The 22,674-nt window shown below is 59.5% G+C and carries 24 protein-coding genes; 11 read left to right on the forward strand and 13 right to left on the reverse strand.

The genetic code is table 11. From position 1 onward, the window contains the following. Window positions 1-28: 28 nt before the first annotated feature. Window positions 29-1,126, reverse strand: coding sequence for a GTP 3',8-cyclase MoaA (gene moaA, locus T18_RS01190; RefSeq protein ID WP_003515576.1), 1,098 nt, complete (start codon window positions 1,124-1,126; stop codon window positions 29-31). A gap of 85 nt (window positions 1,127-1,211) precedes the next feature. On the opposite strand from moaA, the gene T18_RS01195 reads away from it, so the two are divergent. From T18_RS01195 to T18_RS01205, 3 genes are all read left to right on the forward strand, one after another. Then, complete coding sequence (locus T18_RS01195) at window positions 1,212-1,580, forward strand: gamma-butyrobetaine hydroxylase-like domain-containing protein (RefSeq protein WP_003515573.1); 369 nt, start codon at window positions 1,212-1,214, stop codon at window positions 1,578-1,580. A gap of 222 nt (window positions 1,581-1,802) precedes the next feature. Then, window positions 1,803-3,614 carry a monovalent cation:proton antiporter-2 (CPA2) family protein gene (locus T18_RS01200; protein ID WP_019566167.1) on the forward strand — a complete coding sequence of 604 codons (1,812 nt, stop codon included), beginning with the start codon at window positions 1,803-1,805 and terminating at the stop codon, window positions 3,612-3,614. Between the two features lie 50 nt (window positions 3,615-3,664). Next, window positions 3,665-4,273, forward strand: coding sequence for a pyridoxamine 5'-phosphate oxidase family protein (locus tag T18_RS01205; protein ID WP_038491215.1), 609 nt, complete (start codon window positions 3,665-3,667; stop codon window positions 4,271-4,273). Between the two features lie 96 nt (window positions 4,274-4,369). On the opposite strand, the gene T18_RS01210 is transcribed toward T18_RS01205, so the two are convergent. The 8 genes from T18_RS01210 to T18_RS01245 all read right to left on the reverse strand — a co-directional run bounded on the left by T18_RS01210 (window position 4,370) and on the right by T18_RS01245 (window position 12,062). Further along, the gene (locus T18_RS01210; RefSeq protein ID WP_038491212.1) at window positions 4,370-5,440 is read right to left on the reverse strand and encodes a GGDEF domain-containing protein; all 1,071 of its coding nucleotides are present in this window, start codon (window positions 5,438-5,440) and stop codon (window positions 4,370-4,372) included. Window positions 5,441-5,940: 500 nt separating this feature from the next. Then, window positions 5,941-7,158, reverse strand: coding sequence for a gephyrin-like molybdotransferase Glp (glp, locus tag T18_RS01215; protein ID WP_038491207.1), 1,218 nt, complete (start codon window positions 7,156-7,158; stop codon window positions 5,941-5,943). Next, window positions 7,159-7,650, reverse strand: coding sequence for a cyclic pyranopterin monophosphate synthase MoaC (gene moaC, locus T18_RS01220; RefSeq protein WP_003515564.1), 492 nt, complete (start codon window positions 7,648-7,650; stop codon window positions 7,159-7,161). 7 nt (window positions 7,651-7,657) lie between these two features. Further along, complete coding sequence (gene trpC, locus T18_RS01225; RefSeq protein WP_038491204.1) at window positions 7,658-8,473, reverse strand: indole-3-glycerol phosphate synthase TrpC; 816 nt, start codon at window positions 8,471-8,473, stop codon at window positions 7,658-7,660. A gap of 19 nt (window positions 8,474-8,492) precedes the next feature. Next, window positions 8,493-9,527, reverse strand: coding sequence for an anthranilate phosphoribosyltransferase (gene trpD / locus T18_RS01230; protein ID WP_038491201.1), 1,035 nt, complete (start codon window positions 9,525-9,527; stop codon window positions 8,493-8,495). A gap of 16 nt (window positions 9,528-9,543) precedes the next feature. Next, a complete protein-coding gene (locus T18_RS01235) occupies window positions 9,544-11,436 on the reverse strand; it encodes a peptidylprolyl isomerase (RefSeq protein ID WP_013636263.1) in 1,893 nt (630 codons plus the stop codon). Between the two features lie 270 nt (window positions 11,437-11,706). Beyond that, window positions 11,707-11,841, reverse strand: a complete 135-nt coding sequence (locus T18_RS27415; protein WP_003515556.1) for a hypothetical protein — start codon at window positions 11,839-11,841, stop codon at window positions 11,707-11,709. 41 nt (window positions 11,842-11,882) lie between these two features. After that, entirely contained in the window at window positions 11,883-12,062 is a 180-nt protein-coding gene (locus T18_RS01245; RefSeq protein ID WP_003515553.1) for a hypothetical protein, read from the reverse strand. Between the two features lie 418 nt (window positions 12,063-12,480). Between T18_RS01245 and coaD the strand changes: the two genes are divergently transcribed. The 8 genes from coaD (at window position 12,481) to T18_RS01285 (ending at window position 18,505) form a co-directional block, all read left to right on the forward strand. Next, on the forward strand, window positions 12,481-12,975 hold the full coding sequence (coaD, locus tag T18_RS01250; protein WP_003515552.1) for a pantetheine-phosphate adenylyltransferase: 495 nt from the start codon (window positions 12,481-12,483) through the stop codon (window positions 12,973-12,975). A 29-nt stretch (window positions 12,976-13,004) separates the two neighbouring features. Further along, on the forward strand, window positions 13,005-13,574 hold the full coding sequence (locus tag T18_RS01255; RefSeq protein WP_038491197.1) for a peptidylprolyl isomerase: 570 nt from the start codon (window positions 13,005-13,007) through the stop codon (window positions 13,572-13,574). Window positions 13,575-13,610: 36 nt separating this feature from the next. After that, a complete protein-coding gene (locus tag T18_RS01260; protein ID WP_003515547.1) occupies window positions 13,611-14,120 on the forward strand; it encodes a peptidylprolyl isomerase in 510 nt (169 codons plus the stop codon). Between the two features lie 194 nt (window positions 14,121-14,314). Continuing rightward, window positions 14,315-15,397 carry a tRNA preQ1(34) S-adenosylmethionine ribosyltransferase-isomerase QueA gene (gene queA, locus T18_RS01265; RefSeq protein ID WP_038491194.1) on the forward strand — a complete coding sequence of 361 codons (1,083 nt, stop codon included), beginning with the start codon at window positions 14,315-14,317 and terminating at the stop codon, window positions 15,395-15,397. Beyond that, window positions 15,397-16,527, forward strand: a complete 1,131-nt coding sequence (tgt, locus tag T18_RS01270; protein ID WP_003515541.1) for a tRNA guanosine(34) transglycosylase Tgt — start codon at window positions 15,397-15,399, stop codon at window positions 16,525-16,527. The genes queA and tgt overlap by 1 nt, the downstream gene beginning before the upstream one ends. Before the next feature lie 36 nt (window positions 16,528-16,563). After that, a complete protein-coding gene (locus tag T18_RS01275; protein WP_038491191.1) occupies window positions 16,564-17,721 on the forward strand; it encodes an aminodeoxychorismate synthase component I in 1,158 nt (385 codons plus the stop codon). Window positions 17,722-17,828: 107 nt separating this feature from the next. Then, window positions 17,829-18,083 (forward strand): hypothetical protein, encoded by a 255-nt coding sequence (locus T18_RS01280; RefSeq protein WP_038491188.1) that lies wholly within the window; start codon window positions 17,829-17,831, stop codon window positions 18,081-18,083. Further along, window positions 18,080-18,505: a hypothetical protein gene (locus T18_RS01285; RefSeq protein ID WP_038491185.1), complete on the forward strand. Its 426-nt coding sequence runs from the start codon at window positions 18,080-18,082 to the stop codon at window positions 18,503-18,505. The genes T18_RS01280 and T18_RS01285 overlap by 4 nt, the downstream gene beginning before the upstream one ends. A gap of 86 nt (window positions 18,506-18,591) precedes the next feature. Here the strand turns inward: T18_RS01285 and T18_RS01290 are convergent, their stop codons facing one another. The 4 genes from T18_RS01290 to T18_RS01305 form a co-directional block, all read right to left on the reverse strand. Then, complete coding sequence (locus T18_RS01290; protein ID WP_038491182.1) at window positions 18,592-19,869, reverse strand: type III PLP-dependent enzyme; 1,278 nt, start codon at window positions 19,867-19,869, stop codon at window positions 18,592-18,594. Next, window positions 19,853-21,385 carry an AMP-binding protein gene (locus tag T18_RS01295; RefSeq protein WP_025593602.1) on the reverse strand — a complete coding sequence of 511 codons (1,533 nt, stop codon included), beginning with the start codon at window positions 21,383-21,385 and terminating at the stop codon, window positions 19,853-19,855. Before T18_RS01295 ends, T18_RS01290 begins: the two co-directional genes overlap by 17 nt. After that, complete coding sequence (locus T18_RS01300) at window positions 21,382-21,645, reverse strand: acyl carrier protein (protein WP_003515534.1); 264 nt, start codon at window positions 21,643-21,645, stop codon at window positions 21,382-21,384. The genes T18_RS01295 and T18_RS01300 overlap by 4 nt, the downstream gene beginning before the upstream one ends. Window positions 21,646-21,733: 88 nt before the next feature. Then, a complete protein-coding gene (locus tag T18_RS01305; protein ID WP_038492841.1) occupies window positions 21,734-22,492 on the reverse strand; it encodes a hypothetical protein in 759 nt (252 codons plus the stop codon). Window positions 22,493-22,674 lie beyond the last annotated feature (182 nt).

Below are 22,674 nucleotides of genomic sequence, written 5' to 3' on the forward strand. Positions count from 1 at the left end.
TAAATGGGTGGGTGGACGAGAAACAGGTTCAGCCGCCGGTCACACTCATATGGCGGGCGACAGCGGGGCGCTTGTGGGTGCGGTCAATGATGAAATCATGCCCTTTCGGCTTACGCAGAATGGCCTCGTCTATGGCGCCCGAGAGATAGGCGTCGCTGTCGGAAGCGCGCAGCGCCGTGCGAAGGTCGGCGGCATCGTCCTGCCCGAGACACATATAGAGCGTACCGGTGCAGGTGAGGCGGACGCGGTTGCAGCTTTCGCAGAAATTATGGGTCATGGGTGTGATGAAACCGAGCCTGCCACCGGTTTCCTTCACCGTCACGTAGCGGGCAGGGCCGCCGGTCTGGTAGTCGTTGTCAACAAGCGTGAAGCTTTGTTCCAGATCGGCGCGCAGCCTGGAAAGCGGCAGGTAGCGATCGGTACGATCTTCCTCGATCTCGCCCATCGGCATGGTCTCGATGACAGTCAGGTCCATACCGCGACCATGGGCGAAACGCATCAGCTCGGGAATTTCAGTCTCGTTGAAGTCCTTCAGCGCGACGGCATTGAGCTTGACCTTGATGCCGGCGGCCTGTGCGGCATCCAGCCCTTCCATCACACGGTCGATATCGCCCCAGCGGGTGATCTCGCGGAATTTCTGCGGGTCCAGCGTATCGAGCGAGACGTTGATACGCCGCACGCCGCAATCGGCGAGTTCGGCGGCGAATTTCGCAAGCTGCGAACCGTTGGTGGTCAGCGTCAGCTCATCCAGCGCGCCGGTGCCAATATGGTGGCCGAGGTTCCTCACCAGCATCATGATGTTCTTGCGCACCAGCGGCTCGCCGCCGGTCAGCCTCAGCTTGCGCACGCCCCGTTGAATGAAGACGGAACAGAGCCGGTCGAGTTCCTCCAGCGTCAGAAGGTCCTTCTTCGGCAGGAAGGTCATGTGTTCGGACATGCAGTAGGTACAGCGGAAATCGCAGCGGTCTGTCACGGAAACGCGCAGATAGGTTATGGACCGGCCGAAAGGGTCCACCATCGGTGCATTGTTTTCCGTCAGGGACTGCGCTCTTTCGAGCGATCCGGGGAAACTGTTCACGTCTCCGTCCTCACTGCGCGATGCGCCGGGCACAAGATTGCCGGGCATGTGCTTTACAGGTGATGTAGTGACTTGCCTATCGCGAGGCAAGTCCGTAATTCTGACGCATAAGACGAGCTTGCGGAAGTGAAAAATGAGTGATGCCTGGCCGACTGAACTGCTTGTGTCGAAAGACCGGCGGCAACTGACCGTTTCCTTCGATGATGGAAGCGTCTATCGGCTCGGTGCCGAGATGCTGCGCGTGCTTTCACCCTCCGCGGAAGTGCAGGGCCACGGGCCGGGCCAGAAGGTCACTGTTCCCGGCAAGCGCAACGTGACGATCCGCTCCATGATGGCGACGGGCAATTATGCCGTGCGCATCGTCTTCGACGACGGCCATGACAGCGGCATCTTTACCTGGAGATATCTGAAGGAACTGGGAGAGACCGGCGATGCATCGTTTGCCGATTATGAGCGACAGCTCGCCGAAAAGGGCTTGAGCAGGGAACCGCTGTCCCGGTAGGCGGGCGCAAGGCCTGCGGACACTCCCCACCCTCATTCCTGTGACAAGCACAGAAATGAGGGGAGGAGGGCAGCGGCGTCTGGAGCCCGCATGCCTTATGGACAAATAACCCGTTGAATCTGCGCATCGTCTTTCTGTAAAATCATTTTCGATTTTCATACTGATGCGCTAGGAAGTGAGGGAGGGAACACCCTCGTTCTATCAATTTAAACGGGGTGATGTGTGGCGGTCGAAGCGAACGGGAATGATCTGGCCCAGGTGGTCGTGCTTTTGGCGGCGGGCGTGGTGGCCGCGCCGATTTTCAAGCGCATCGGCCTCGGTTCGGTGCTGGGTTATCTGGCCGCCGGCCTGGTGATCGGGCCATATGGCTTCGGCTTCTTCTCCGATTCGCAGGCGATCCTTCATATCGCCGAACTCGGCGTGGTGATGTTCCTGTTCATCATCGGCCTTGAAATGCAGCCGTCACGGCTGTGGTCCATGCGGCAGGATATTTTCGGGCTTGGCGCGTTGCAGGTGCTGGTCTGTATGGCGGGTCTGACGATGGTTGGCGTCAGTCTCGGCTTTCCGCTCATCATGTCATTCGTCGCCGGTACCGGCTTCGTGCTGACTTCCACGGCAATCGTCATGCAGATGCTGCAGGAACGCAACAGCATGTCCAGCCTCAAGGGCCAGCGCATCATCGCCATCCTGCTGTTTGAGGATCTCGCCATCGTGCCGCTTTTGGCGCTCGTTGCCTTCCTCGGTGCTGGTGGTGAGCACGTCACACCCTCGGAGCGCTGGATTTCCGTCGGCATCGCGCTTGCCGCCGTCGGCGCGCTCATTCTGGCCGGGCGTTATCTTCTCAACCCGTTCTTCCGCCTGCTGGCGGCGTCTGGTGCGCGCGAGGTAATGACGGCCGCGGCCCTGCTCGTGGTGCTCGGTTCGGCGCTGTTGATGCAGGTCAGCGGTCTTTCCATGGCGATGGGCGCGTTTCTGGCTGGTGTGCTGCTGTCCGAATCGTCGTTCCGCCATCAGCTGGAAGCGGATATCGAGCCGTTTCGCGGCATTCTGCTCGGCCTGTTCTTTCTCGGCGTCGGCATGGCGATCGATCTTGCCGTCATTGCGTCGAACTGGCAGCTCGTGGTCGTCAGCGTCGCAGGTTACATGCTGCTCAAGGCATTCCTGATCTACGGCGTGGCGCGGGCGCTCGGCACCACCAGGCGCGAAAGCCTGGAGCGGGCCGTGTTGATGGCGCAGGGTGGCGAATTCGCCTTCGTGCTCTATTCCGCCGCTGTCAGCGCCGGCATCCTCGACCGCGAAGCCAACGCCATCCTGACGGCGACCATCATCATCTCGATGGTGCTGACGCCGCTGATGGTCATTCTGCACGACCGGCTGGTGCCGGCGGCCGTTCCCAAGACCGATGATCTCGATGTGCCGGAAAATGTCGAGGGCAGCATTCTGCTGATCGGTTTCGGGCGTTTCGGCCAGATTGTCAGCCAGCCGCTTCTCGCGCGTGGCTACACGCTGTCGCTAATCGACAAGGATGCCGACTTTGTGCGCGATGCTGCGGAATTCGGTTTCAAGGTCTATTATGGCGATGGTTCACGCGCGGAAATCCTGCATGCCGCCGGGGCAAGCACCGCGCGTGCGGTGCTGATCTGCGTCGACGACAAGGAAGCCGCTGTGCGGATCGCGGAGATCGTCAAGCATGAGTTTCCGCTGGTTCCCGTTCTTGCCCGTGCCTATGACCGTGGCCACGCAATCGATCTTGTGAAGGCCGGCGTGGATTACCAGATCCGCGAGACGCTGGAATCGGCGATGAATTTCAGCGAGGAAGTGCTTGGCGCCATGGGCGAGGAGCGGGAAGATGCTGCCCGCTTGGTGGAGGAATTCCGCGACCGCGATGAGGAACGTTTCGCAATGGAAGTCGTCGGCGGTATTTATGCGGGCCGGTCGCTGATCCGCGGCAATTCCCAGCCGGCGGACCTCGTTGCTGCACGCACCGCGCGCGAACGGGCGGAGCGGGAAAAAGCGGAAGCGGCAGAGGAATAACGCGCCCTGATTTATGGGGGGCAGATTGATTGCAGGAGTTGGAGCGCACAATGACGGTCATTCGCACGGTTGAGGAATTGAAGGCCATTTACGATGGCACAAGCGAGGCATCTATCGCGAAGGTGACAGCCACGCTGACCGCCGAATACCGGCAGATGATCGAGGCTTCGCCATTTCTGGCGCTGGCGACTGTCGGGCCGGAAGGCATGGACTGTTCGCCGCGCGGCGACAAGGGCGGTGTGGTAAGGGTGGCCGACGACAGGACGGTGCTTTTGCCCGACTGGCGCGGCAACAACCGCGTCGATTCGCTTTTGAACATCGTCCGCGATCCACGCGTGGCGCTGATGTTCCTGATCCCGGGCTCGAATACAACGATGCGCATCAACGGCCGCGCTGTCGTTTCGGTCGCACCCGATCTGCTGCAAAGCTTCGAAATGGAGGGAAAACACCCGCGCACCGTCATTGTGGTCGAAATCGATGAGGTCTATTTCCAGTGCGCGAGGGCCTTGATGCGTTCGGAACTGTGGAACCCCGACAACTTCGTGGAACCCGCGTCACTGCCCACACCAGGCAGCCTGCTCAAAGCCGCCAAGGCGGAGTTCGATCAGGAGACTTATGACCGCGAATGGGCGGTTCGGGCGGCGAAGACCATGTGGTGACGTGTCTTTTGCCGCAGCAACAGGTGCTCACGTAACAGGGCGTGGGGGCGGAGGGAGCACTGCATTCACTATGCTCCCTAACCGGCGCCATCCTTCTCACGTCCGATAAATCAGCCAGTTCTTGCCGATATAGTTCTTCTGCATGCCGTCCTCGTAAATAACGGAACGGTTCCTGCCGGTTTCCTTGGCGTGGTAAAGTGCCATATCGGCATGTCCGTAAAGTTCGCCCGGATTGTTTGCCTGCGAGGCGGAGGCGAAGCCTATCGAGATCGTCACCGTACCGTAGTCGGCGCCCGATCTTGAATTGCGGAACGGTGTGCTTTCCAGCGACAGGCGGATGCGCTCACAGATCACCATGACTTCTTCCGGCGTGTTGCCATCAAGAATGATGGCGAATTCCTCGCCGCCGCTTCTGGCGACGAAGCCGTCCTTGCGGACATTGGCGCGGATGACGGAGGCGACTGTGGCCAGTATCTTGTCGCCGACCGGGTGGCCGAACGTATCGTTGATCCGCTTGAAATGGTCGATGTCGAGCAGGATGAGCGTCGTATATTGCAGGCCGATGGAGCTGTTGTAGACGGAGGCCAGCCTGTCATCGAAAGCGCGACGGTTGGAAAGGCGCGTCAGCGAATCGGTATTGGCGATGCGCTTGTATCCATCCAGCTCCAGACGCACCTGTTGCATTTCCTCGGCATGGCGGTTGACGTCGTTGAACGCCTTTTCGCCATCGATGATTTTCGAGCCGGTGGCCTCGGCCAGCAGCGAGACCGCATTTTTCAGGATATTGGTGCTCGATACGGTCTTGTCGTCAATGCGCTGACGGGTCTCGCCGAGAATTCTGTTGTAGTTCTCGATGGAGGACTGTTCGCGCCTCAGCGTTCCGAGAAGTGCCTCCAGTTCACGCCGCAGCTTCTCGTGCGCGTCGTCGATCGAGGCAATGGGATTGCCTTCCCCGTACCGCGCGGACAATTCGTCCAGATCCTCCTGCGTCACCCGGTTTCCCAGTGCCGCCAGATCTCTCGTCAGCGCCGGGTTCGAGCCAATATAGGCTTCGTAAAAAAGGCTATAGTTGCGCGGGATCGGCGACACACCCATGCTCCGCATTGCGTAGGCAATCTGCCCGGCGATGTCGGGCCCCGTGGATTTGGGCGTGGATGCCGTGTTCATCAAGAAACTCCAGTGAGTCTGCTTATCGACTATGATTATTATTATGTAGGCCGTTTTGAAAAGCTTAATTTATGGGAAACTAATTTTTGTTCCCTGAAATTTGATCTTCGGCAATTTTTATCTTATTTAGCTGATAATTATAAGTAATTCTCATTTCGAGGAAGTTCCGGAGTTTTTTGATTTCTACTGCTCGTCTTGGTACCAGCTTCGTATTTATTCTGTCAATCCCGATAGTGATTTTAGGGTGATTTATTTCGGCACAACAACGTAGGGTGATAATCGGGAGATGGTTGAGGCACGGAGTTTTTCATCTGGCGAGACGCCGCTTATAAGTAACGAACTTCTTCGCGCATGTCCGGATACAGCAACGTTACAGTTTTTATTACGTCGTCTCAACAGGAGTGGCTGCAGTTCGTCTCATTTCTGTGACTACTTGCGGTGGAAATTGCGCAAGATTTTGAAACAATGCGTTGTTTTGTGCGCCGCCGGAATATGTCCCGTCAGGCTCTAAGCCGTATCACCGAGCATTCCGCACCTGCGTCAACTGCCGGCGCATTTGGCGGGCGCACGATCAGGCCGTCTGAATGTGCCAGTATGTTCATCATGGATGAATCCTGTTTGGCATAGGCTTGCGCCACCAGAGCGCCGTTGTCATCGGCGCTGAAACGGGAGCGAAGATAATCCTGCCGGTGATCGTTCGCCTTCAGCGGTGTGGCGGTTCGGGCTGTGGTGACGCGTTGCGGCGGAATGCGGCGGGCGATTCTGTGGAGCAGTGGCTCGAGGAACAGCAGGCCGCAGACGAGGCTCGCGACTGGATTTCCTGGCAGGCCCAGAACCTGCATGGCATCGATGGTGCCCACCATCAGCGGTTTTCCAGGACGCATGGCAATGCGCCAGAAATCGAGCTGCATGCCTTCGGCCTTAAGCGCCGCCTGAACGAGATCATGGTCGCCGACAGAGGCGCCGCCGAGCGTCACGAGCACATCGGCCTTTGCCGCGACAGCCTTGCCGATGGTGGCGCGGATCAGCGTGTCGTTGTCGGGTATAATCCCGAGATCGAGAACCTCCGCACCGGCTGCCCGCGCAAGTGCGGCGACACCGAAGGTGTTCGAGGCGATGATCTGGGCGGGAAGGGGCGTGCTTCCGGGCGGTAGCAATTCGTCGCCGGTGGCAAGGATGGCGACCAGTGGCTTGCGATAGACGGCAAGCGTTGCGTGATTCATCGCCGCCGCAACGGTGAGATCGGTGAAGCCGAGTTCGCGCCCGGACTTCAAAACCGTGTCGCCCTCGGCAAAATCCTGTCCGCGCGGGCGAATGTGTCGCCCGGCGGTGATGTCGAAAGCGGTGCGGATTTTGCCCTCGCCGAAAAGCTCGGCATCTTCCTGAATGAGAATGGCATCCGCACCCGCTGGCACCGGTGCGCCGGTAAAGATACGCACGGCCTCGCCTTTACCCACCGTGCCCGCGAAAGCGTGGCCTGCGGCAGCCTGGCCTATGACGGTGAGGACTGACCCGATTTGTGGCGCATCGGCACTGCGCAGCGCATAGCCGTCCATGGCCGAGGCATCGAAAGGCGGCTGGGTCAGACGCGCCGCAAGGTCAGCCGCAAGGACGCGGCCATCGCATTCGGCGAGCGGAAGGGTTTCGCTGTCAACCACAGGAACCGCCGCCTCCAGAAGGCGCGTTACGGCCTCATCCACGGGCAGCAGTGGCTTCATTCATGTCTCCTGTCGCCGGAAATCGCCCGACTTGCCGCCGCTCTTTTCGAGAAGGCGGATATTGACGATCTCCATCGCCTTGTCGGCGGCTTTGGCCATGTCGTAAATGGTCAGGCAGGCGATGGACACGGCGGTCAGCGCCTCCATCTCCACGCCCGTCTTGCCGGAGAGCTTCACCATGGCCTCCACCCGCAGGCCGGGCAGGGCAGCGTCTTCGGTAATGTCCACCGCAACCTTGGTCAGCATCAGCGGGTGGCAGAGCGGAATGAGGTTTGCCGTCTGCTTGGCTGCCATGATGCCCGCGAGCCGGGCTGTGCCGATGACGTCACCCTTCTTGGCATTGCCATCGCGGATGAGCGCCAGCGTTTCCGGCTTCATCTTCACGAAGCCTTCGGCAACGGCGACACGGACGGTCTCGGCTTTGTCGCCGACATCGACCATATGGGCCTCGCCGCTCGCATCGATATGGGTGAGCTTTGTCGCCTCGCTCATCGGCGCATCATTCCGCCGCCAGAACGCCGGATTGGCCGGTTAGCAGGGTTTTGGTAGCCGCCGTCACATCGTCCTTGCGCATCAGGCTTTCGCCGACGAGGAAGGTGCTGATGCCGCTCTTTTCGAGGCGCTGGCAATCCTCATAGGTGAAGATGCCGCTTTCGCCGACAAGCAGCTTTTCGGCGGGCACGAGGCCAGCCAGTTTCTCGCTGGTTTCGAGGCTGACCTCGAAAGTGCGCAGATTGCGGTTATTGATGCCGAGAAGCGGCGAGGCGAGCTTCAGCGCCCGTTCGGTTTCTTCCGCATCATGCACCTCGACCAGCACGTCCATGCCGAGTGAAAAAGCCTCGTCTTCAAGGCGTTTCGCCTCATCGTCGGAAAGAGACGCCATGATGAGCAGGATGCAGTCCGCGCCCCAGGCGCGGGCCTCATGCACCTGATAGGTATCGAACATGAAATCCTTCCGCAGCGCAGGCAGCGCGCAGGCATTGCGGGCAGCCGTCAGAAATTCCGGCGCACCCTGAAAGCTCGGCGTGTCCGTCAGCACGGAAAGACAGGCGGCGCCACCAGCCTCATAGGCGGCGGCCAGTGCCGGCGGATCGAAATCCGGGCGGATCAGCCCCTTGGAGGGGCTGGCCTTCTTGATTTCGGCAATCAGACCGAATTTGCCCTCAGCCTGCTTTGTCCGCAGCGCTTTGTAAAAACCGCGCGGCGCAGTCTGGCCTGCGGCCATCGCCTTGAGATCGGCAAGTGAAACCCTGGCCTTGGCGGCGGCAATTTCCTCGCGCTTGTAGATCTCGATATTTTTCAGAATGTCGCTCATGGTTTCGCTCTCATTCCTTTTAGTGGTCGGCCTGCCCGGAGACTGTTTCATTGGAGACGGCGACCAGGCGGTCGAGCGCTGCTGCCGCCGCGCCGCTGTCGAGCGCTTGGCTCACGGTCGTCATCGCCTCGCCAAGCGTTTCGGCCTTGCCGGCAATGACGAGGGCTGCCGCGGCGTTGCACAGCGATACGTCGCGATAGGCGTTGCGCTTGCCGGACAGAACCTCGCGAAGTGCCGCTGCATTGGCAATGCCGTCGCCACCCTTGAGGTCTGCCATGGAAGCGGGTTCAACACCGAAATCCTTCGGCGTCAGGTCGAAGGTGCGGATCTTGCCGTTTTCAAGCGCCGCCACATGGGTGACGCCTGTCGTCGTGACTTCATCCATGCCGTCGCCATGTACGACCCAGATGCTTTCCGAGCCAAGATCGCGCAGCACTTCGGCAAGCGGCACCAGCCAGCGCGGCGAAAAGACGCCGAGCAATTGGCGCTTCGCGCCCGCCGGGTTGGAAAGCGGGCCGAGCAGGTTGAAGATGGTGCGCGTGCCAAGTTCGACGCGGCTTGGACCGACATGGCGCATGGCGGAATGGTGCAGCTGCGCGAACATGAAGCCGAGTCCCGCCTCACTGATGCAGCGGGCGATAAGGTCAGGGCCGATATCCAGCTTCACGCCGAGTGCGGACAGCGCATCCGCCGTGCCGGATTTGGAGCTTAGCGCCCGGTTACCGTGCTTGGCAACGGGAAGGCCCGTGCCGGCAACGATGATCGAGGCGAGCGTCGAGATATTGTAGGTGCCGATGCCGTCACCGCCGGTTCCGACGATGTCGATCGCGTTTTCGGGGGCCGAAACCGGCAGCATGCGCGCGCGCATGGAGGAGACGGCGCCGACAATCTCGTCCACCGTCTCGCCGCGCACGCGCAGTGCCATCAGGAAACCGCCGATCTGCGACGGGGTTGCTTCGCCCGACATCAGAATGTCGAAAGCGGCCCGCGATTCCTCACGGTTCAGGCTTTCCCCGCTTGCGACCTTTGCGATCAGCGGTTTCAGTTCGGCCATCGTTTCCGCCCCCCGGTTAGAAGCCGACCATCGCCTGATCGGCGAGGGCCTGATTGATGGTCACACCGTAGTCGTTCTGCAGGCGGTTGACCATCTGGTCGAGCATGTCATCGCCTGCCGCGCGGGCGATGGCGGCGAACTGCTGATCGTCATTGGCAAGCGCATCGGCAGGCGCGTTGGTGTCGACTGCCGTGACCTTGAAGAGGATGCGGCTGGAACCATCGGCGTCTGCCGCTGTGCCCGTCATGCCTTCAGCGCCGGAGAATACCGCCGTAATCGTCTGGCGACCGAAAATCGCGTCCTCGCTGGTGCGGCGCAGGCCGGATTTCTGCTCGACGGCAAGGCCGAGTTCGCCAGCCACCGCTGCCAGTGTCTCGCCCTTTTCAACGCGTGCCTTCAACTCGTCGGCCTTGGTGGCAAGCGCCGTGCGCTGCTGCTCTGCCGTCCAGTCGGCCACGACATCGTCGCGCACTTCGGCAAGCGTGCGGTCGCGGGCGGGGATGATCTGATCGACGTCGAACCAGATGTAGCCTTCGCGGCCAAGATTGATCGGCAGGGCTTCGGTGCCGGGTTCGGTCTTGAAGACTTCCTGGGCAAGCTGCGGCGAGGGCAGGTCCTGAATGGCGTCGCCCTTTTCATCAAGACCGGCGGCATCGATGGCGTCGATGGTGACGGGCTTGAGGTTCAGCTGCTTTGCCGCATCGGCAAGCGAGGAGCCGCCGGCACGCAGGTCTTCGTAACGATCATGCACATTGGTGACTTCTTCGGCTGCAGCAGCGGTGGCGAGGTCCTTGCGGATGTCCTCTTTCGCTTCTTCCAGCGTGCGGGTGGTTTCCGGCTTGATGCCGGTGATGCGCAGGATGACCGGGCCGAAGGAGCCTGCCACGACCGGAGACACGCCGCCATCTTTCTGGACGGCGAAAGCAGCATCGGCAATCGACTGGTCGGGGATCGTGTCCTTGGTGAATTCGCCAAGCGTCACGTCGGAGGCGGTCTTGCCTTGATCCTTAACCACCTGATCATAGGTGGTGTTGCCGAGGCGGATCTGCTCCGCGGCGGCTTCTGCCATTTCCTTTTCCGGGAAGGTCAGCTGCTCGACGGTGCGGCGACCGGCGGTGCGGAAGCTGTCCTTGTGGCTGTTGTAATAGTCGGCGATCTGCGCATCCGTCACCGAAGCCTGATCGGCAATGTCCGATGGTTCCAGCTTCACATAGGTGAACTTGCGGAATTCGGGCGCGCGATATTTCGCCTTGTTGGTTTCAAACCAGGGTGCAAGCACGTCGTCGCCCGGCGCCTTGACCGGCGCAATGACGGCGTTGGACAGGATGACGTAATCGACCGAGCGCTGTTCGTTGCGGTATTGCTTGAGTGCGTCCACCAGTACCTGCGGTGCCTTGAAACCATCGGAAACGGCTTCAACGATCTGGCTTCTGACCGCTACCTTGCTGCGTTCCTTGATATAGTCGTCTTCGCGCAGGCCGGAATTGCGCAGCCGTTCGGTGAACAGGGTGCGATCGAACTGGCCATTAACCGATTTGAATGCCGGGTCTTCGGCGATGAGATTGGCGAGGCGGTCTTCCGAAAGGCCGAGATTCATCTTCGACGCCAGTTCATCCAGCGAGGCACCCGCCGCAAGCTGGCTGAACACCTGACGGTCGATGCCGAAGGCCTTGGCCTGTTCGGTGGTCAGTCTCGCGCCGAACTGGCGGCTGAGATCGGAAACCTGACGCTGATAGGCGAGGCGGAATTCCTGCGGGCTGACCGTCTGGTCGCCGACGGTCATGACCGCATGCGAATTGGAGGTGACGAGTGATGCGGAGACGCCCCAGACGCCAAACGAAACAACAAGCAGGAGAAGCAGCAGCTTGGCTGCCATGGTTCGAGAAGCATTTCTCAGGGAATCGAGCATCGTTATGCAAACCTCACAGGAACGTCATTGCGGTCGCCAGCCGTCCGGCCCGCAACGTATCGGCGTTCCTTAAATCAATCCAATGGGAAATTGAAGGGAATTTGCCTTGGAAAAACGGGGTTTTGAAAACGCTTATGTGATTGGGGCTAGGTTTTTACGCCTTCATCTTCGCCATACTGGCCCTTAAGGCGGCAAAATAAAACCGCCCGGAGCGTCCAGGCGGTTGCGGAGAATCATATTCTGAAAGACGGCTAAGTCTGATGGTTGCGGTCAGAACGCGCGGTTGCGTCTTACCGAGGCCTTGAATTCCTCGTCTTCACGTCGCATCTCGGCGACAGCGGAGATCATTGATGTCACGAACATGATGCTGATCAGGGCAAGAAGCAGAGTCAGGAATGTGAACATGATATCATCTCCGTTGGTAGCGAGGAAATCCTAGTTCCTCATCAGTAATAGGTCATGGACTGGTAGCGGGCGGTCATCTGTGGATAGTCCGGTCCCTGGGCGGCAGGCTTCTGATCATAAAGGCTAAACGTTGTTGCTACCATTGCGATGACCAGTACTGTCCAGGCGGTGCTGATGACGCTGATTTTCGCCGAAGTAGACTGTTTTTCTCTTACAAACATCTGTCTGTTCCTTTGGTTTGATATTAACGCGCCACGTCCAATCATGTTCCGCGTCAACCTTAAAAATCGATTAGCATCGCGCCTGTGAAACTTCCTTGAATGGCTTGTTCATCTGGCGTTCAGGAAACCGGCGACTGGCCTCATTCGAGGAAAAGATACTCGGCTGCGAATGATGCGATGACCGAAAAGACGATCATAAAGGCCAGCATTTTCGTTTCTCCGGGGGCTTAACGAGGTGAGGGGCATTTCGGTTTCCCGATGCCGTGTATTTATATAAATGAGCCCTGAAACCGCACTGAACGGCGCATTCATCCGTTGTTCAGACCGCACCGGGAGGGCGTCCGGGTTGTAAAAGTCTTGCGCCGCGCCCATCTCCGTGACAAAAGGCGGCACATAACGCCCACCACTTGAGAGCGATATGACGATTGCCTTTTATCCAGGATCCTTCGATCCGATGACCAACGGACATCTGGATGTGCTTATCCAGGCGCTGAACGTGGCGTCCAAAGTCATCGTCGCCGTCGGCATCCATCCCGGAAAAGCACCGCTGTTCAGCTTCGAGGAGCGGGCGACGCTGATAAGCCGGGCGCTTTCTGAAAGCCTGCCTGGTGAGGCGGCGCGCGTTGAGGTCGTTTCCTTCGACAATCTGGTCGTCGATGCAGCCCGTCAACATGGCGCGCGCCTTCTTCTGCGCGGCCTGCGTGACGGCACCGATCTCGATTATGAAATGCAGATGGCCGGCATGAACCGCCAGATGGCACCTGATATACAGACCGTGTTCCTACCGGCGGGTACGTCGTCGCGACCCATTACAGCCACATTGGTCCGGCAGATCGCCGCCATGGGCGGCAATGTGGATGCCTTCGTTCCCAAAGCCGTGCTTGAAGCCCTCAACGCCAAGCTGAAGCGCTGACTTCAGCCTCACATTCCGGAGCCAATCCAATGAAACTCGTTCGATTTGCCTTTGCCGGCGCCCTGTTTGCGGGCGCGCTTGCCGCCAGCACCTTCGCTTCGGCTGCCGAATTCCTGACCGTCCAGCTGAAGGACGGCCCCGTCGTCATCGAACTGATGCCGGAAGTCGCGCCCAAGCACGTGGCGCAGATTGAAGCGCTGGCGAAAAAGGGCGCCTATGACAACGTGGCCTTCCACCGCGTCATTGACGGTTTCATGGCGCAGACCGGCGATGTGCAGTACGGCAACATGGAGAAGGGCTTCAACGCCCAGCGTGCCGGCACCGGCGGCTCTGACCTGGCCGACATTCCGGCTGAGTTCTCCAAGACACCATTCACGCGCGGCGTTGTCGGCATGGCCCGTTCCAGCGATCCGAATTCCGCCAATTCGCAGTTCTTCGTCATGTTTGCCGACGGTCCGTTCCTGAACGGCCAGTACACCGTGGTCGGCAAGGTCGTGTCCGGCATGGAAGCCGTAGACAAGATCAAGCGCGGCGCCGGCGGCAACGGCGAAGTTTCCAACCCCGACCGGATGATCAAGGTCACCGTCGGCAAGAAGTAAGGTAGGGCAATAGAGCCCGAACAGAGGAGAATAATCATGGCCGAGATCAAGGATCCGGAAAACACCATCATCATGGAAACGACGACCGGCAAGGTCGTGATCCAGCTGCTTCCGGAAGTTGCTCCGGGCCACGTTGCCCGTATCAAGGAACTGGTATCGGAAGGCGCTTACGACGGCGTCGTGTTCCACCGCGTCATCGAAGACTTCATGGCCCAGACGGGCGATGTGAAGTTCGGCAAGAAGGGTTCGGAGAGCTTCAACCCGGCCCGCGCCGGCATGGGCGGCTCCGAGAAGCCTGACCTCAAGGCTGAATTCTCGGCTATTTCCCACGTACGCGGCACCTGCTCGATGGCCCGTTCGCAGAGCCCGAACTCCGCCAACTCGCAGTTCTTCATCTGCTTCACCGATTCGCCTTGGCTGAACAAGCAGTACACCGTATGGGGCCAGGTCATCGAAGGCATGGAAGCCATCGACAAAGTCAAGCGCGGCGAGCCTGTGAAGGACCCCGATTCGATCGTTTCGATGAAGCTTGCTTCGGCGGCCTGATAATAGCGTATAAAGTGTTTACCCGCTCCGCAGGAAACTGCGGGGCGTTTCACATTGATGATGGCGCCAACCTCTCAGACCTCATCCTAGGGACAAGCCGAGGATGAGGTCGAGTGTAGTCGGAAGCCTTGTCGTCACCCACCACCCGCCCCATGCCATGCAGGGCGGGTTTTGATATTTCGAGAGCCCTTGCAATGCGCGTAGACCTGTTCGATTTCGATCTCCCCGAGGAGAATATCGCCCTTCGCCCGGCGAACCCGCGCGATAGTGCGCGTCTTCTCGTGGTCGATCCGAATGCGAACCACATGGAAGACCGCATCGTATCCGACCTGACTTCCTTCCTGAAGCCCGGCGACGCGTTGGTATTCAACGACACCCGCGTCATTCCAGCCCAGCTTGAAGGCGTGCGGCTGCGCGAAGGTGCGCCTGAAACGGCAGTTTCAGCCACGCTGCACATGCGCGCCGACCAGTCGCGCTGGAAGGCTTTCGCGCGGCCGGGCAAGCGCATCAAGCAGGGGGACCGCATCCGTTTCGGTTATGAGCGCGACAATGCCTGCGGCCTTGCCCATCTGGAGGCCACCGTCGAGGAAAAGGGTGAGGAGGGCGAGATCACGCTGCTGTTCGACGTTTCCGGACCTGTTCTGGACGAGGCGATCGCCTCCGTCGGCCATATTCCTTTGCCGCCCTATATTGCCGCGAAGCGCCCGGAAGATGCGCAGGACCAGACCGATTACCAGACAATTTATGCCCGCGAGAAGGGCGCCGTTGCCGCACCAACTGCCGGCCTGCATTTCACACCCGATCTGTTTGCGGCGCTGGACGAAGCCGGCATCGAGCGACATTTCGTGACACTTCACGTTGGGGCAGGCACCTTCCTTCCAGTTAAGGCCGACGATACCGACGATCACAAGATGCATTTCGAGATCGGCCATGTTTCGCAGGAGACTGCGGCAAAGCTCAATGCCGTCAAGGCGCGCGGCGGGCGGATCGTTTCTGTCGGCACCACCTCGCTGCGGCTTATCGAAAGCGCCACTGATGAGAATGGCGTCATTCTGCCATGGTCGGGCGCGACGGGCATCTTCATCACGCCCGGATACCGTTTCCGCGCGGTCGATATTCTGATGACCAATTTCCACCTGCCGAAATCGACGCTGTTCATGCTCGTTTCGGCTTTTTGCGGTCTCGAGACGATGCGTGCCGCTTATGCGCATGCCATCGAAACCGGATACCGTTTTTATTCCTATGGCGATTCAAGCCTGTTGTTCCGGAAGAACTGATGCACGACAAATTCACCTTTACCCTGAAAGCCACGAGCGGCGGCGCCCGCCTTGGCGAAGTCGCCATGCCGCGCGGCGTCATCCGCACACCTGCCTTCATGCCTGTTGGCACTGTCGGTACTGTCAAGGCCATGTATCTCGACCAGGTGCGCGAGCTCGGGGCCGATATCATTCTCGGCAATACCTATCACCTGATGCTGCGGCCCGGCCCGGAGCGCGTGGCAAGGCTTGGCGGGTTGCATGAGCTTATCCGCTGGCCGCATCCGATCCTCACCGACAGCGGTGGCTTCCAGGTCATGTCGCTTTCAGGACTGCGCAAGCTGGACGAGAAGGGTGTGACCTTCAAGAGCCATGTGGACGGTTCGTTGCACCATATGTCGCCGGAACGCTCGATCGAAATTCAGGGCATGCTTGATTCGGACATCCAGATGCAGCTCGATGAGTGCATCGCGCTGCCGGCCGAGCGCAAGGAAATCGAGCGCGCCATGGAAATGTCGCTGCGCTGGGCGGAGCGTTGCCGCGTCGCCTTCGGTGAACAGCCCGGCAAGGCCATGTTCGGCATTGTGCAGGGCGGCGACCAGCCGGATCTGCGCATTCGCTCCGCCGAAGGGCTGAAGCAGCTTGATCTCAAGGGTTACGCTGTCGGCGGCCTTGCCGTCGGTGAGCCGCAGGATGTGATGCTGGGCATGCTCGACATCACGCTGCCGGTGCTGCCCACCGAAAAGCCGCGTTACCTGATGGGCGTCGGTACGCCTGACGATATTCTGAAATCGGTGGCGCGCGGCATCGACATGTTCGACTGCGTGATGCCGACCCGTTCCGGTCGTCACGGGCTTGCCTTCACCCGTCGCGGCAGGGTCAATATCCGCAATGCCCGCCATGCGGAGGATATGCGGCCGCTCGATGAGCAGTCAAACTGCCCGGCCTCGCGTGATTACTCCCGCGCCTATCTGCATCATCTCACGCGCTCCAACGAGGCGCTGGGCGGCATGCTGCTCTCCTGGCACAATCTTGCCTATTATCAGGAGCTGATGCAGGGTATCCGCAAGTCGATCGAGGAAGGCCGTTTCGCTGATTTTTATGCGGAAACCATAGAGATGTGGGCGCGGGGCGACATAGACCCGATCTGATTTTTCCCGACCCTTTCTCCTGCTCGGACGCTTTCCTTGGCACATGCGCCTTACGTTCTTTTCCGGGATGACACGACCGGCACGGTGACAGCCTTCACCGAGCCGGAGGAGATCATCGTCGCGGATGAGCCAGAGGCGTTTTTCGCGGCGCTGAAACGCATGGAGCAGCTGCGCCGCGCCGGGAAATACCTTGCCGGCTATATGTCCTACGAGGCGGGTTTCCTGTTCGAGCCGAAACTTGCGGACTTTGCTGCCGAGCCTCGCAACGTGCCGTTCCTTCGCTTCGGCGTCTTTTCCGGCCCACAACCGGATGAGGGGCGATTTGCGCGGCCCGAAAGTCTGCCGGATGCCGATGCGTTCCTGGCCGATCCCGCGCCCGCATGGAGCCTTGAAGACTATTGCCAGCGCTTCGAGCGGCTGCACGGGCATCTGCGTCGCGGCGACTGTTATCAGGGCAATCTGACGATGCCCGTTCACGCTCGCTGGAGCGGCGATCCGCTCACGGCCTTCTGGTCGCTGGTCGCGCGCCAGCCGGTCAAATATGGCGCGCTGGTCGATCTCGGTGGACCGGTGATCCTGTCGCGCTCACCGGAACTGTTTTTCTCAGTTGACGGGGAAGGTTTCATCGAAACCCATCCGATGAAGGGAACGACGCCGCGCGGTGCGAATGCGCAAGAGGACCGGGCGATCATCGCGGCGATGCTTGAGGATGAAAAGACGCTTGCCGAAAACCGCATGATCGTCGATCTCCTGCGCAACGATATTTCCCGCATCACCGAGGTCGGCAGCCTCCATGTGCCGCGACTGTTCGATATCGAGACCTATCCCACCGTGCACCAGATGGTCAGCCATGTGCGCGCGAAGCTTTTGCCGGATGTGACGGTGGAGGATATTTTCGCGGCGCTTTTTCCCTGCGGTTCGGTGACCGGCGCGCCGAAAATGTGGGCGATGAAGATCCTGCGCGAACTGGAACAGATGCCGCGCGACGCCTATTGCGGTGCTATCGGTTTCATGTCTCCGAATGGAGAAATGCGTTTTTCGGTGGCGATCCGCACGCTGACCCTGTTCGATGGCGGCCGCGCGATCTTCAATGTCGGCGGCGGCATCGTTTTCGATTCGGATGCCGAGTCGGAATATGATGAGTGTCTGCTGAAATCCAAATTTGCGGTTGGGGACAGGCTGTTACGGGGGTGATCGGGTAGCAATGCCGAGATTTTCTGCACGCTCGTCGAGGAGCAAGCGTTCCCGCTCTTGATAAAATGTGTAAAATGCGTATTTTACACAAAAGGAGACCGTTGACTATGGCGCAAACTATAAGAGTTCCAGCGACTGAATTCGCGCGTCGATTCACGACGTTCCGGGAGCAAGTGCAATCGGCGGGCGTGATTGAGGTCACAGCCCATAATCGTACGATTGGTGCGTTCCTTTCCGCATCTGAACTCGACCACTATCGGGACATGCAAAGACGCGAACGTGAAGTCATCAAAGTAAGCGAGATGGACGACGAAACTATGGCGTCGATCATGAGCGCTGAATATGGCAAAGCATCAGAGTGAGCTATCCTACTCCGGTTCCGGGCCTTGTAATTCGATATAACTACCTGTGGTATAAGGAAAAAAGCGAAGGCCTTTCTGCGGGGAGCAAGGACAGGCCTTGTGCCATCATCGTGTATCATTCCAGAACCAATGATACGATCGTCGTGCCGATCACGCATTCTCCTCCCGACCTTGGTGAGGAGGACGCATCGATTGAGGTTCCAGCCGAACTCTGTGGCCAGCTCGGTCTGGATGATGATGTCAACTGGATCCGCGTGAGTGAGGTCAATAGATTCGAATGGCCCGGTATTCACCTCAGGACGCTGTCTTCGGATCCGAATCGTTACGACTACGGCATGATCCCTCAGGAGTTCTTCGAACAGATCAAAGCCAAACTTCATGAAACGATGCAGAAGGGACGCGTCGTTCTGGCTAAACGCTAAGTGATCTTTGTTAGAGAGGAATTTGCGTCGAGTGGCTCGATGCCTGGCCGATGCCAATGCTGGCGCTTTCCTGCTATTCCACTCCTTCAGCGCCCAATCACCTCTAACGCACCATCCTCAACCAGCACTTCCGTTGCCGCCGGGTGGCTGAGGAAGCCCACTGGGCTAGCGGTTGCACCATAGGCGCCCGATTGCAGGATTGCCAGGAGATCACCAGCCTTCAGCTTCGGCAGGGCCGCATTGCGTGCCAGCGTGTCGAGCGGTGTGCAGAGCGGGCCGACTATGGTTGCAGTTTCCTCATAGTCTGCCTGCATCATGGCCGGTGCGACGATGGGGTAGTTGCGCTTGACGATCTGGCCGAGATTGCCGGAGGCTGCCAGATGGTGATGCATGCCACCATCCGTCACCACGAAGGTGGTGCCGCGCGAGGTCTTTACCGAATTGACTTCCGCCACATAGATGCCGCCGGGACCGGCGAGGAAGCGGCCGGGTTCGACAATGATATGGGCATCGGCGATCAGCGGATGTGCCTGCACCAAGGCCTTGAGGTCGGGAATGGCGGCACTGACCGCTGCAAGATCGAGCGGCGTCTCCCCGGCGAAATAGGGGATGCCGAGACCGCCGCCGAGATCGATGGTTTCAAGGGGCCTGCCGAGCATTTCGGCCATGCGTGCGGCAAGCAAAATGGAGTGTCTCCATTGGGAGACAAGCATGTCGGCATCGAGGATTTGCGTGCCACCGTAAATATGGACACCGACGAGATTGATATGCCTGATGTCCCTGAACAGCGGCAGGACGTTTTCGAGTTCTTCCTCGTCGAAACCGAAGGCGGTGGCCTTGCCACCCATGCGCATGGCGCCTGCCTGCGCATCCGGCACCGGATTGATGCGGATCGAAGCCTTGACCGGTTTGCCGATCGCCTCGATGCGGGCAATTTCCTCGGCGCTCTCGATATGGATTTCGCCGATGCCGCTCTCGATCACCTCAAGCAATTCAGCTTGGCGCTTGCCGGGACCGGCAAAGATGATCTTTTCCGGTGGCACACCTGCCTTGATGGCGGCGCGATATTCACCGACGGAGGCGATTTCTGCGCCAGCGCCTTCTTCACGGAAAAGCGAGATGATGGCGGGCAGGGGATTGGCTTTCACCGAATAGTAGATATCGGCAAAACCACTGAGCGCGGTTGCGAGATCGCGATAGGCGCGGCGCATGGCGCTGGCATCATAGAGGAAGCACGGCGTTCCGGTCTCAGCGACGATATCGCGCACGGCAAGGCCGCCGATGACAAGATCGTTTTCGTCGACTGCGAATTGCGCGGCGGCAAGGGCAGGGCCGTGGCTTTGGGGTTTATCCGTGGGCGCCATTGTCCGTCCGTTCGCGCACCAGCGCGCGGTAATCCACCTTGCCATTGGCCGTGACGGGAAGCCGGTCGACCAGTTCGATGGCGCGCGGAATCATGAAGGGGGCAAGCATTTCGGCAGCTTTTTTGAGAGCTGCCGAGGTATCGATATTCTCGTTGGCGGCGGTTGCCACGGCATGCACCTTCTCGCCTGCAAAGGGGTCCGGCAGGCCGATGACGGCGACCTGCTGGAAAAGGCCAGTCGACATCAGGCTTTCCTCCACCTCGGTCGGGCTGATGCGATAGCCTGACGATTTTATCATCGCATCGTTGCGGGCAACGAAACTGAAGAAGCCGTTCTCGTCTTCCACCGCCAAATCGCCGGAATAACACACGGTCTCGCCGCCGCGTTCGGCCGGAATGAAAGGGTGAGGGCGCAGCACCTTGGCGGTATCTTCCGGCCGGTTCCAGTAACCCAGCGACACGGTCGGGCCGCGATGGACGAGAATGCCGGGCTCACCCGGTTTTGCCCTCTGTCCCTCTGCGGTGACGATGAAGATTTCACATTCGGGGATAGCCTTGCCGATGGAAGTCGGGCGGCGGTCGATTTCATCAGGCGGCAGGAAGGTGGAGCGGAAGGCTTCGGTCAGGCCATACATCAGATAGATTTTGGTGTCCGGCAGCTTTTCGCGCAACGCCCTCACGGTTTCCTGCGGCACGCGTCCGCCGGAGTTGGTGATGTAACGCAACTGCGGCAACGGCGTTTTCGCCAGCAACGGCGCGGCCCTCGTCAGGATAGCCCAAACGGTCGGCACGCCGGCAAGCCCGGTAATGGCATGGTCGCGCAAGTCCCTGACAATGTCGTCGCCGAGCCTGAAGGTGGAGATAACAGTGGTCGCACCCTGTTCAACCGCCGTCAGCAACTGGTTCAGGCCGTAATCGAAACTGAAGGGCAAAATGGAGAGAAGGCGGTCTTTTCCGGTGATCTCCAGATAGGTGCGCACGATGCGCGCTCCGGCCAGAAGATTACGGTGCGACAGCATCACGCCCTTGGGCGAGCCGGTGGAGCCGGATGTGTAGAGGATTGCTGCAAGGTCCTCGCCAATTGATGGGGAGACTTTGGCAGGCACGGGCGGGCGGCGGTCGATTTGTTCCGCCAGCAGTACAGTGACCTCGGGCAGGTCTTCCACAGCCGCGTTTAGCTCATCCATCATCGTAGCACTGCTGATGACGATTTTTGCGCCGCAATCCGCGACGATATGGCGGATTTGCTGCGCCTTCAAAAGCGCATTGACCGGCACGAAGACGCAGGAAGCCATGCTCACGCCGAAGATCGACCAGCATTCCTCGATGCCGCGCGGCAGGAAGATGACGACACGGTCGCCGCGCTCCGTTCCGGCCTCCTGCAATGCCGCCGCACAACGTGCGGCCGCTTCGGAAAATTCGCGATAGCTCAGTGATTTTTCTTTGTAGACAAGCGCCTCATCGCCGCTTTCCGCCCGCGCGGTGAGCAGGTGGTGCAGCAGGATGTGGGTTGTCATCTGCGCCGTTCCTGCGTGACGAAGGCAATCAGATCGGCCGGCGTGCTGAGATTTTCCGGGGTGAAATGTTCATCATTGAGAACGATGCCGAAACCTTCGCCGAGAAAGATCATCAGTTCGAGAAAACCGAGCGAATCGATCACGCCGCCTTCGAGCAATTGCGTATCTGCGGAAAACGGTGCATGAGCCGGGAAACGCTGCGAGAGGTAGGAATAGATGGTCTCGGAGACATCGACTTCCCTGGGTTTCGCTGAAAGCATGCTTATTCTCCGCTCGTTCGCGCAGTCGGGACTAGTCTCGGCCGAAGCGCATTTTCTTCTTTTCAGGCAAGGTTTAAGCGCGCGTCTTTTAAGAGCGTCCCAATACCCAGGGTGGCAATAACACCAATTCTGAATATGTTTCGTTAATAAACCGTGGGTTCCATGCTCCCTTTACTTGTATTGGCGAGGATTTGAGTATGGCAAATCCGCCGGCGTCTCGCTTCTCATCGGAAGCCGCCATGGTCAATGCAAGCCGGCCTTTGCCAAGAAGATGGCGGGCAATTGCCGAAATGTGCCTCTGGGCGACTTGCCTGTCCTCGCAATAGATGAGGCGGGCGGAGGGCAGCCTTTTGGTTACGGTTTTTAAAAACACCAGCGGATAATGGCTTCCGTCCGCCTCCATGACCGCCACGATGCAGCCGAAACGCGCATGATCTTCCAGCATGTCGCGCGTGGCGGCAGACAGCGTGCCCTGCGGCACTTCGGCAAGCGGGCGCAGCCGTGCCCTGGCCGGGCCGAATGCCTTTAAAGGCAGGGGATAGAAAAGCGTGCAATTCGTCACCGTTGTGAACCCCAGTCTCTCGTTCAGCTTGCAGGCTTCTGGAGACGGGGTGAGATCGGTGAAGATGTCTTCTTCGGAGGATGACGCCATTTGCAGCATACGCGGTGCAAACCAGCGGCTGGAAGGTTCGACATACCAGCTGGACAGGTTGACGACTGTCCTGCCGGTCTCGGGCAGGCGGCTTCGGATCGTCAGAAGAACGCCCACGGCATCGTCGCCCTTCATCAGCAATTGCCCGATGGGGCCGAGATCCTGCCGCTGATGATGGTCGCTTATAAGGGACACGCCGAGCGCCCAGAAAGCCTCGCTCTTTTCCGGAAAACCTTTCGTCAAAAGTGCAACGGCAGCGACGCGGTTTCCGTTGTCGATCGGTACGGTTCTCAGAGGTCGCTCCCGCTATCTGGCGTCGTTTCGGGCAGGGAGGGATTTTTCAACTCCACCGCGCAATATCGGCATACGACGATAGA

Origin of the sequence: Rhizobium sp. TBD182 (assembly GCF_001950375.1) — a bacterium.
Lineage (GTDB): Bacteria > Pseudomonadota > Alphaproteobacteria > Rhizobiales > Rhizobiaceae > Agrobacterium > Agrobacterium tumefaciens.

Coding starts and splice junctions, on each gene's coding strand:
- moaA (WP_003515576.1), bottom strand. CDS start 1,126: ATGCCCGGCAATCTTGTGCCCGGCGCATCGCGCAGTGAGGACGGAGAC.
- T18_RS01195 (WP_003515573.1), top strand. CDS start 1,212: ATGAGTGATGCCTGGCCGACTGAACTGCTTGTGTCGAAAGACCGGCGG.
- T18_RS01205 (WP_038491215.1), top strand. CDS start 3,665: ATGACGGTCATTCGCACGGTTGAGGAATTGAAGGCCATTTACGATGGC.
- T18_RS01210 (WP_038491212.1), bottom strand. CDS start 5,440: ATGAACACGGCATCCACGCCCAAATCCACGGGGCCCGACATCGCCGGG.
- glp (WP_038491207.1), bottom strand. CDS start 7,158: ATGAAGCCACTGCTGCCCGTGGATGAGGCCGTAACGCGCCTTCTGGAG.
- moaC (WP_003515564.1), bottom strand. CDS start 7,650: ATGAGCGAGGCGACAAAGCTCACCCATATCGATGCGAGCGGCGAGGCC.
- trpC (WP_038491204.1), bottom strand. CDS start 8,473: ATGAGCGACATTCTGAAAAATATCGAGATCTACAAGCGCGAGGAAATT.
- trpD (WP_038491201.1), bottom strand. CDS start 9,527: ATGGCCGAACTGAAACCGCTGATCGCAAAGGTCGCAAGCGGGGAAAGC.
- T18_RS01235 (WP_013636263.1), bottom strand. CDS start 11,436: ATGCTCGATTCCCTGAGAAATGCTTCTCGAACCATGGCAGCCAAGCTG.
- T18_RS27415 (WP_003515556.1), bottom strand. CDS start 11,841: ATGTTCACATTCCTGACTCTGCTTCTTGCCCTGATCAGCATCATGTTC.
- T18_RS01245 (WP_003515553.1), bottom strand. CDS start 12,062: ATGTTTGTAAGAGAAAAACAGTCTACTTCGGCGAAAATCAGCGTCATC.
- coaD (WP_003515552.1), top strand. CDS start 12,481: ATGACGATTGCCTTTTATCCAGGATCCTTCGATCCGATGACCAACGGA.
- T18_RS01255 (WP_038491197.1), top strand. CDS start 13,005: ATGAAACTCGTTCGATTTGCCTTTGCCGGCGCCCTGTTTGCGGGCGCG.
- T18_RS01260 (WP_003515547.1), top strand. CDS start 13,611: ATGGCCGAGATCAAGGATCCGGAAAACACCATCATCATGGAAACGACG.
- queA (WP_038491194.1), top strand. CDS start 14,315: ATGCGCGTAGACCTGTTCGATTTCGATCTCCCCGAGGAGAATATCGCC.
- tgt (WP_003515541.1), top strand. CDS start 15,397: ATGCACGACAAATTCACCTTTACCCTGAAAGCCACGAGCGGCGGCGCC.
- T18_RS01280 (WP_038491188.1), top strand. CDS start 17,829: ATGGCGCAAACTATAAGAGTTCCAGCGACTGAATTCGCGCGTCGATTC.
- T18_RS01290 (WP_038491182.1), bottom strand. CDS start 19,869: ATGGCGCCCACGGATAAACCCCAAAGCCACGGCCCTGCCCTTGCCGCC.
- T18_RS01295 (WP_025593602.1), bottom strand. CDS start 21,385: ATGACAACCCACATCCTGCTGCACCACCTGCTCACCGCGCGGGCGGAA.
- T18_RS01300 (WP_003515534.1), bottom strand. CDS start 21,645: ATGCTTTCAGCGAAACCCAGGGAAGTCGATGTCTCCGAGACCATCTAT.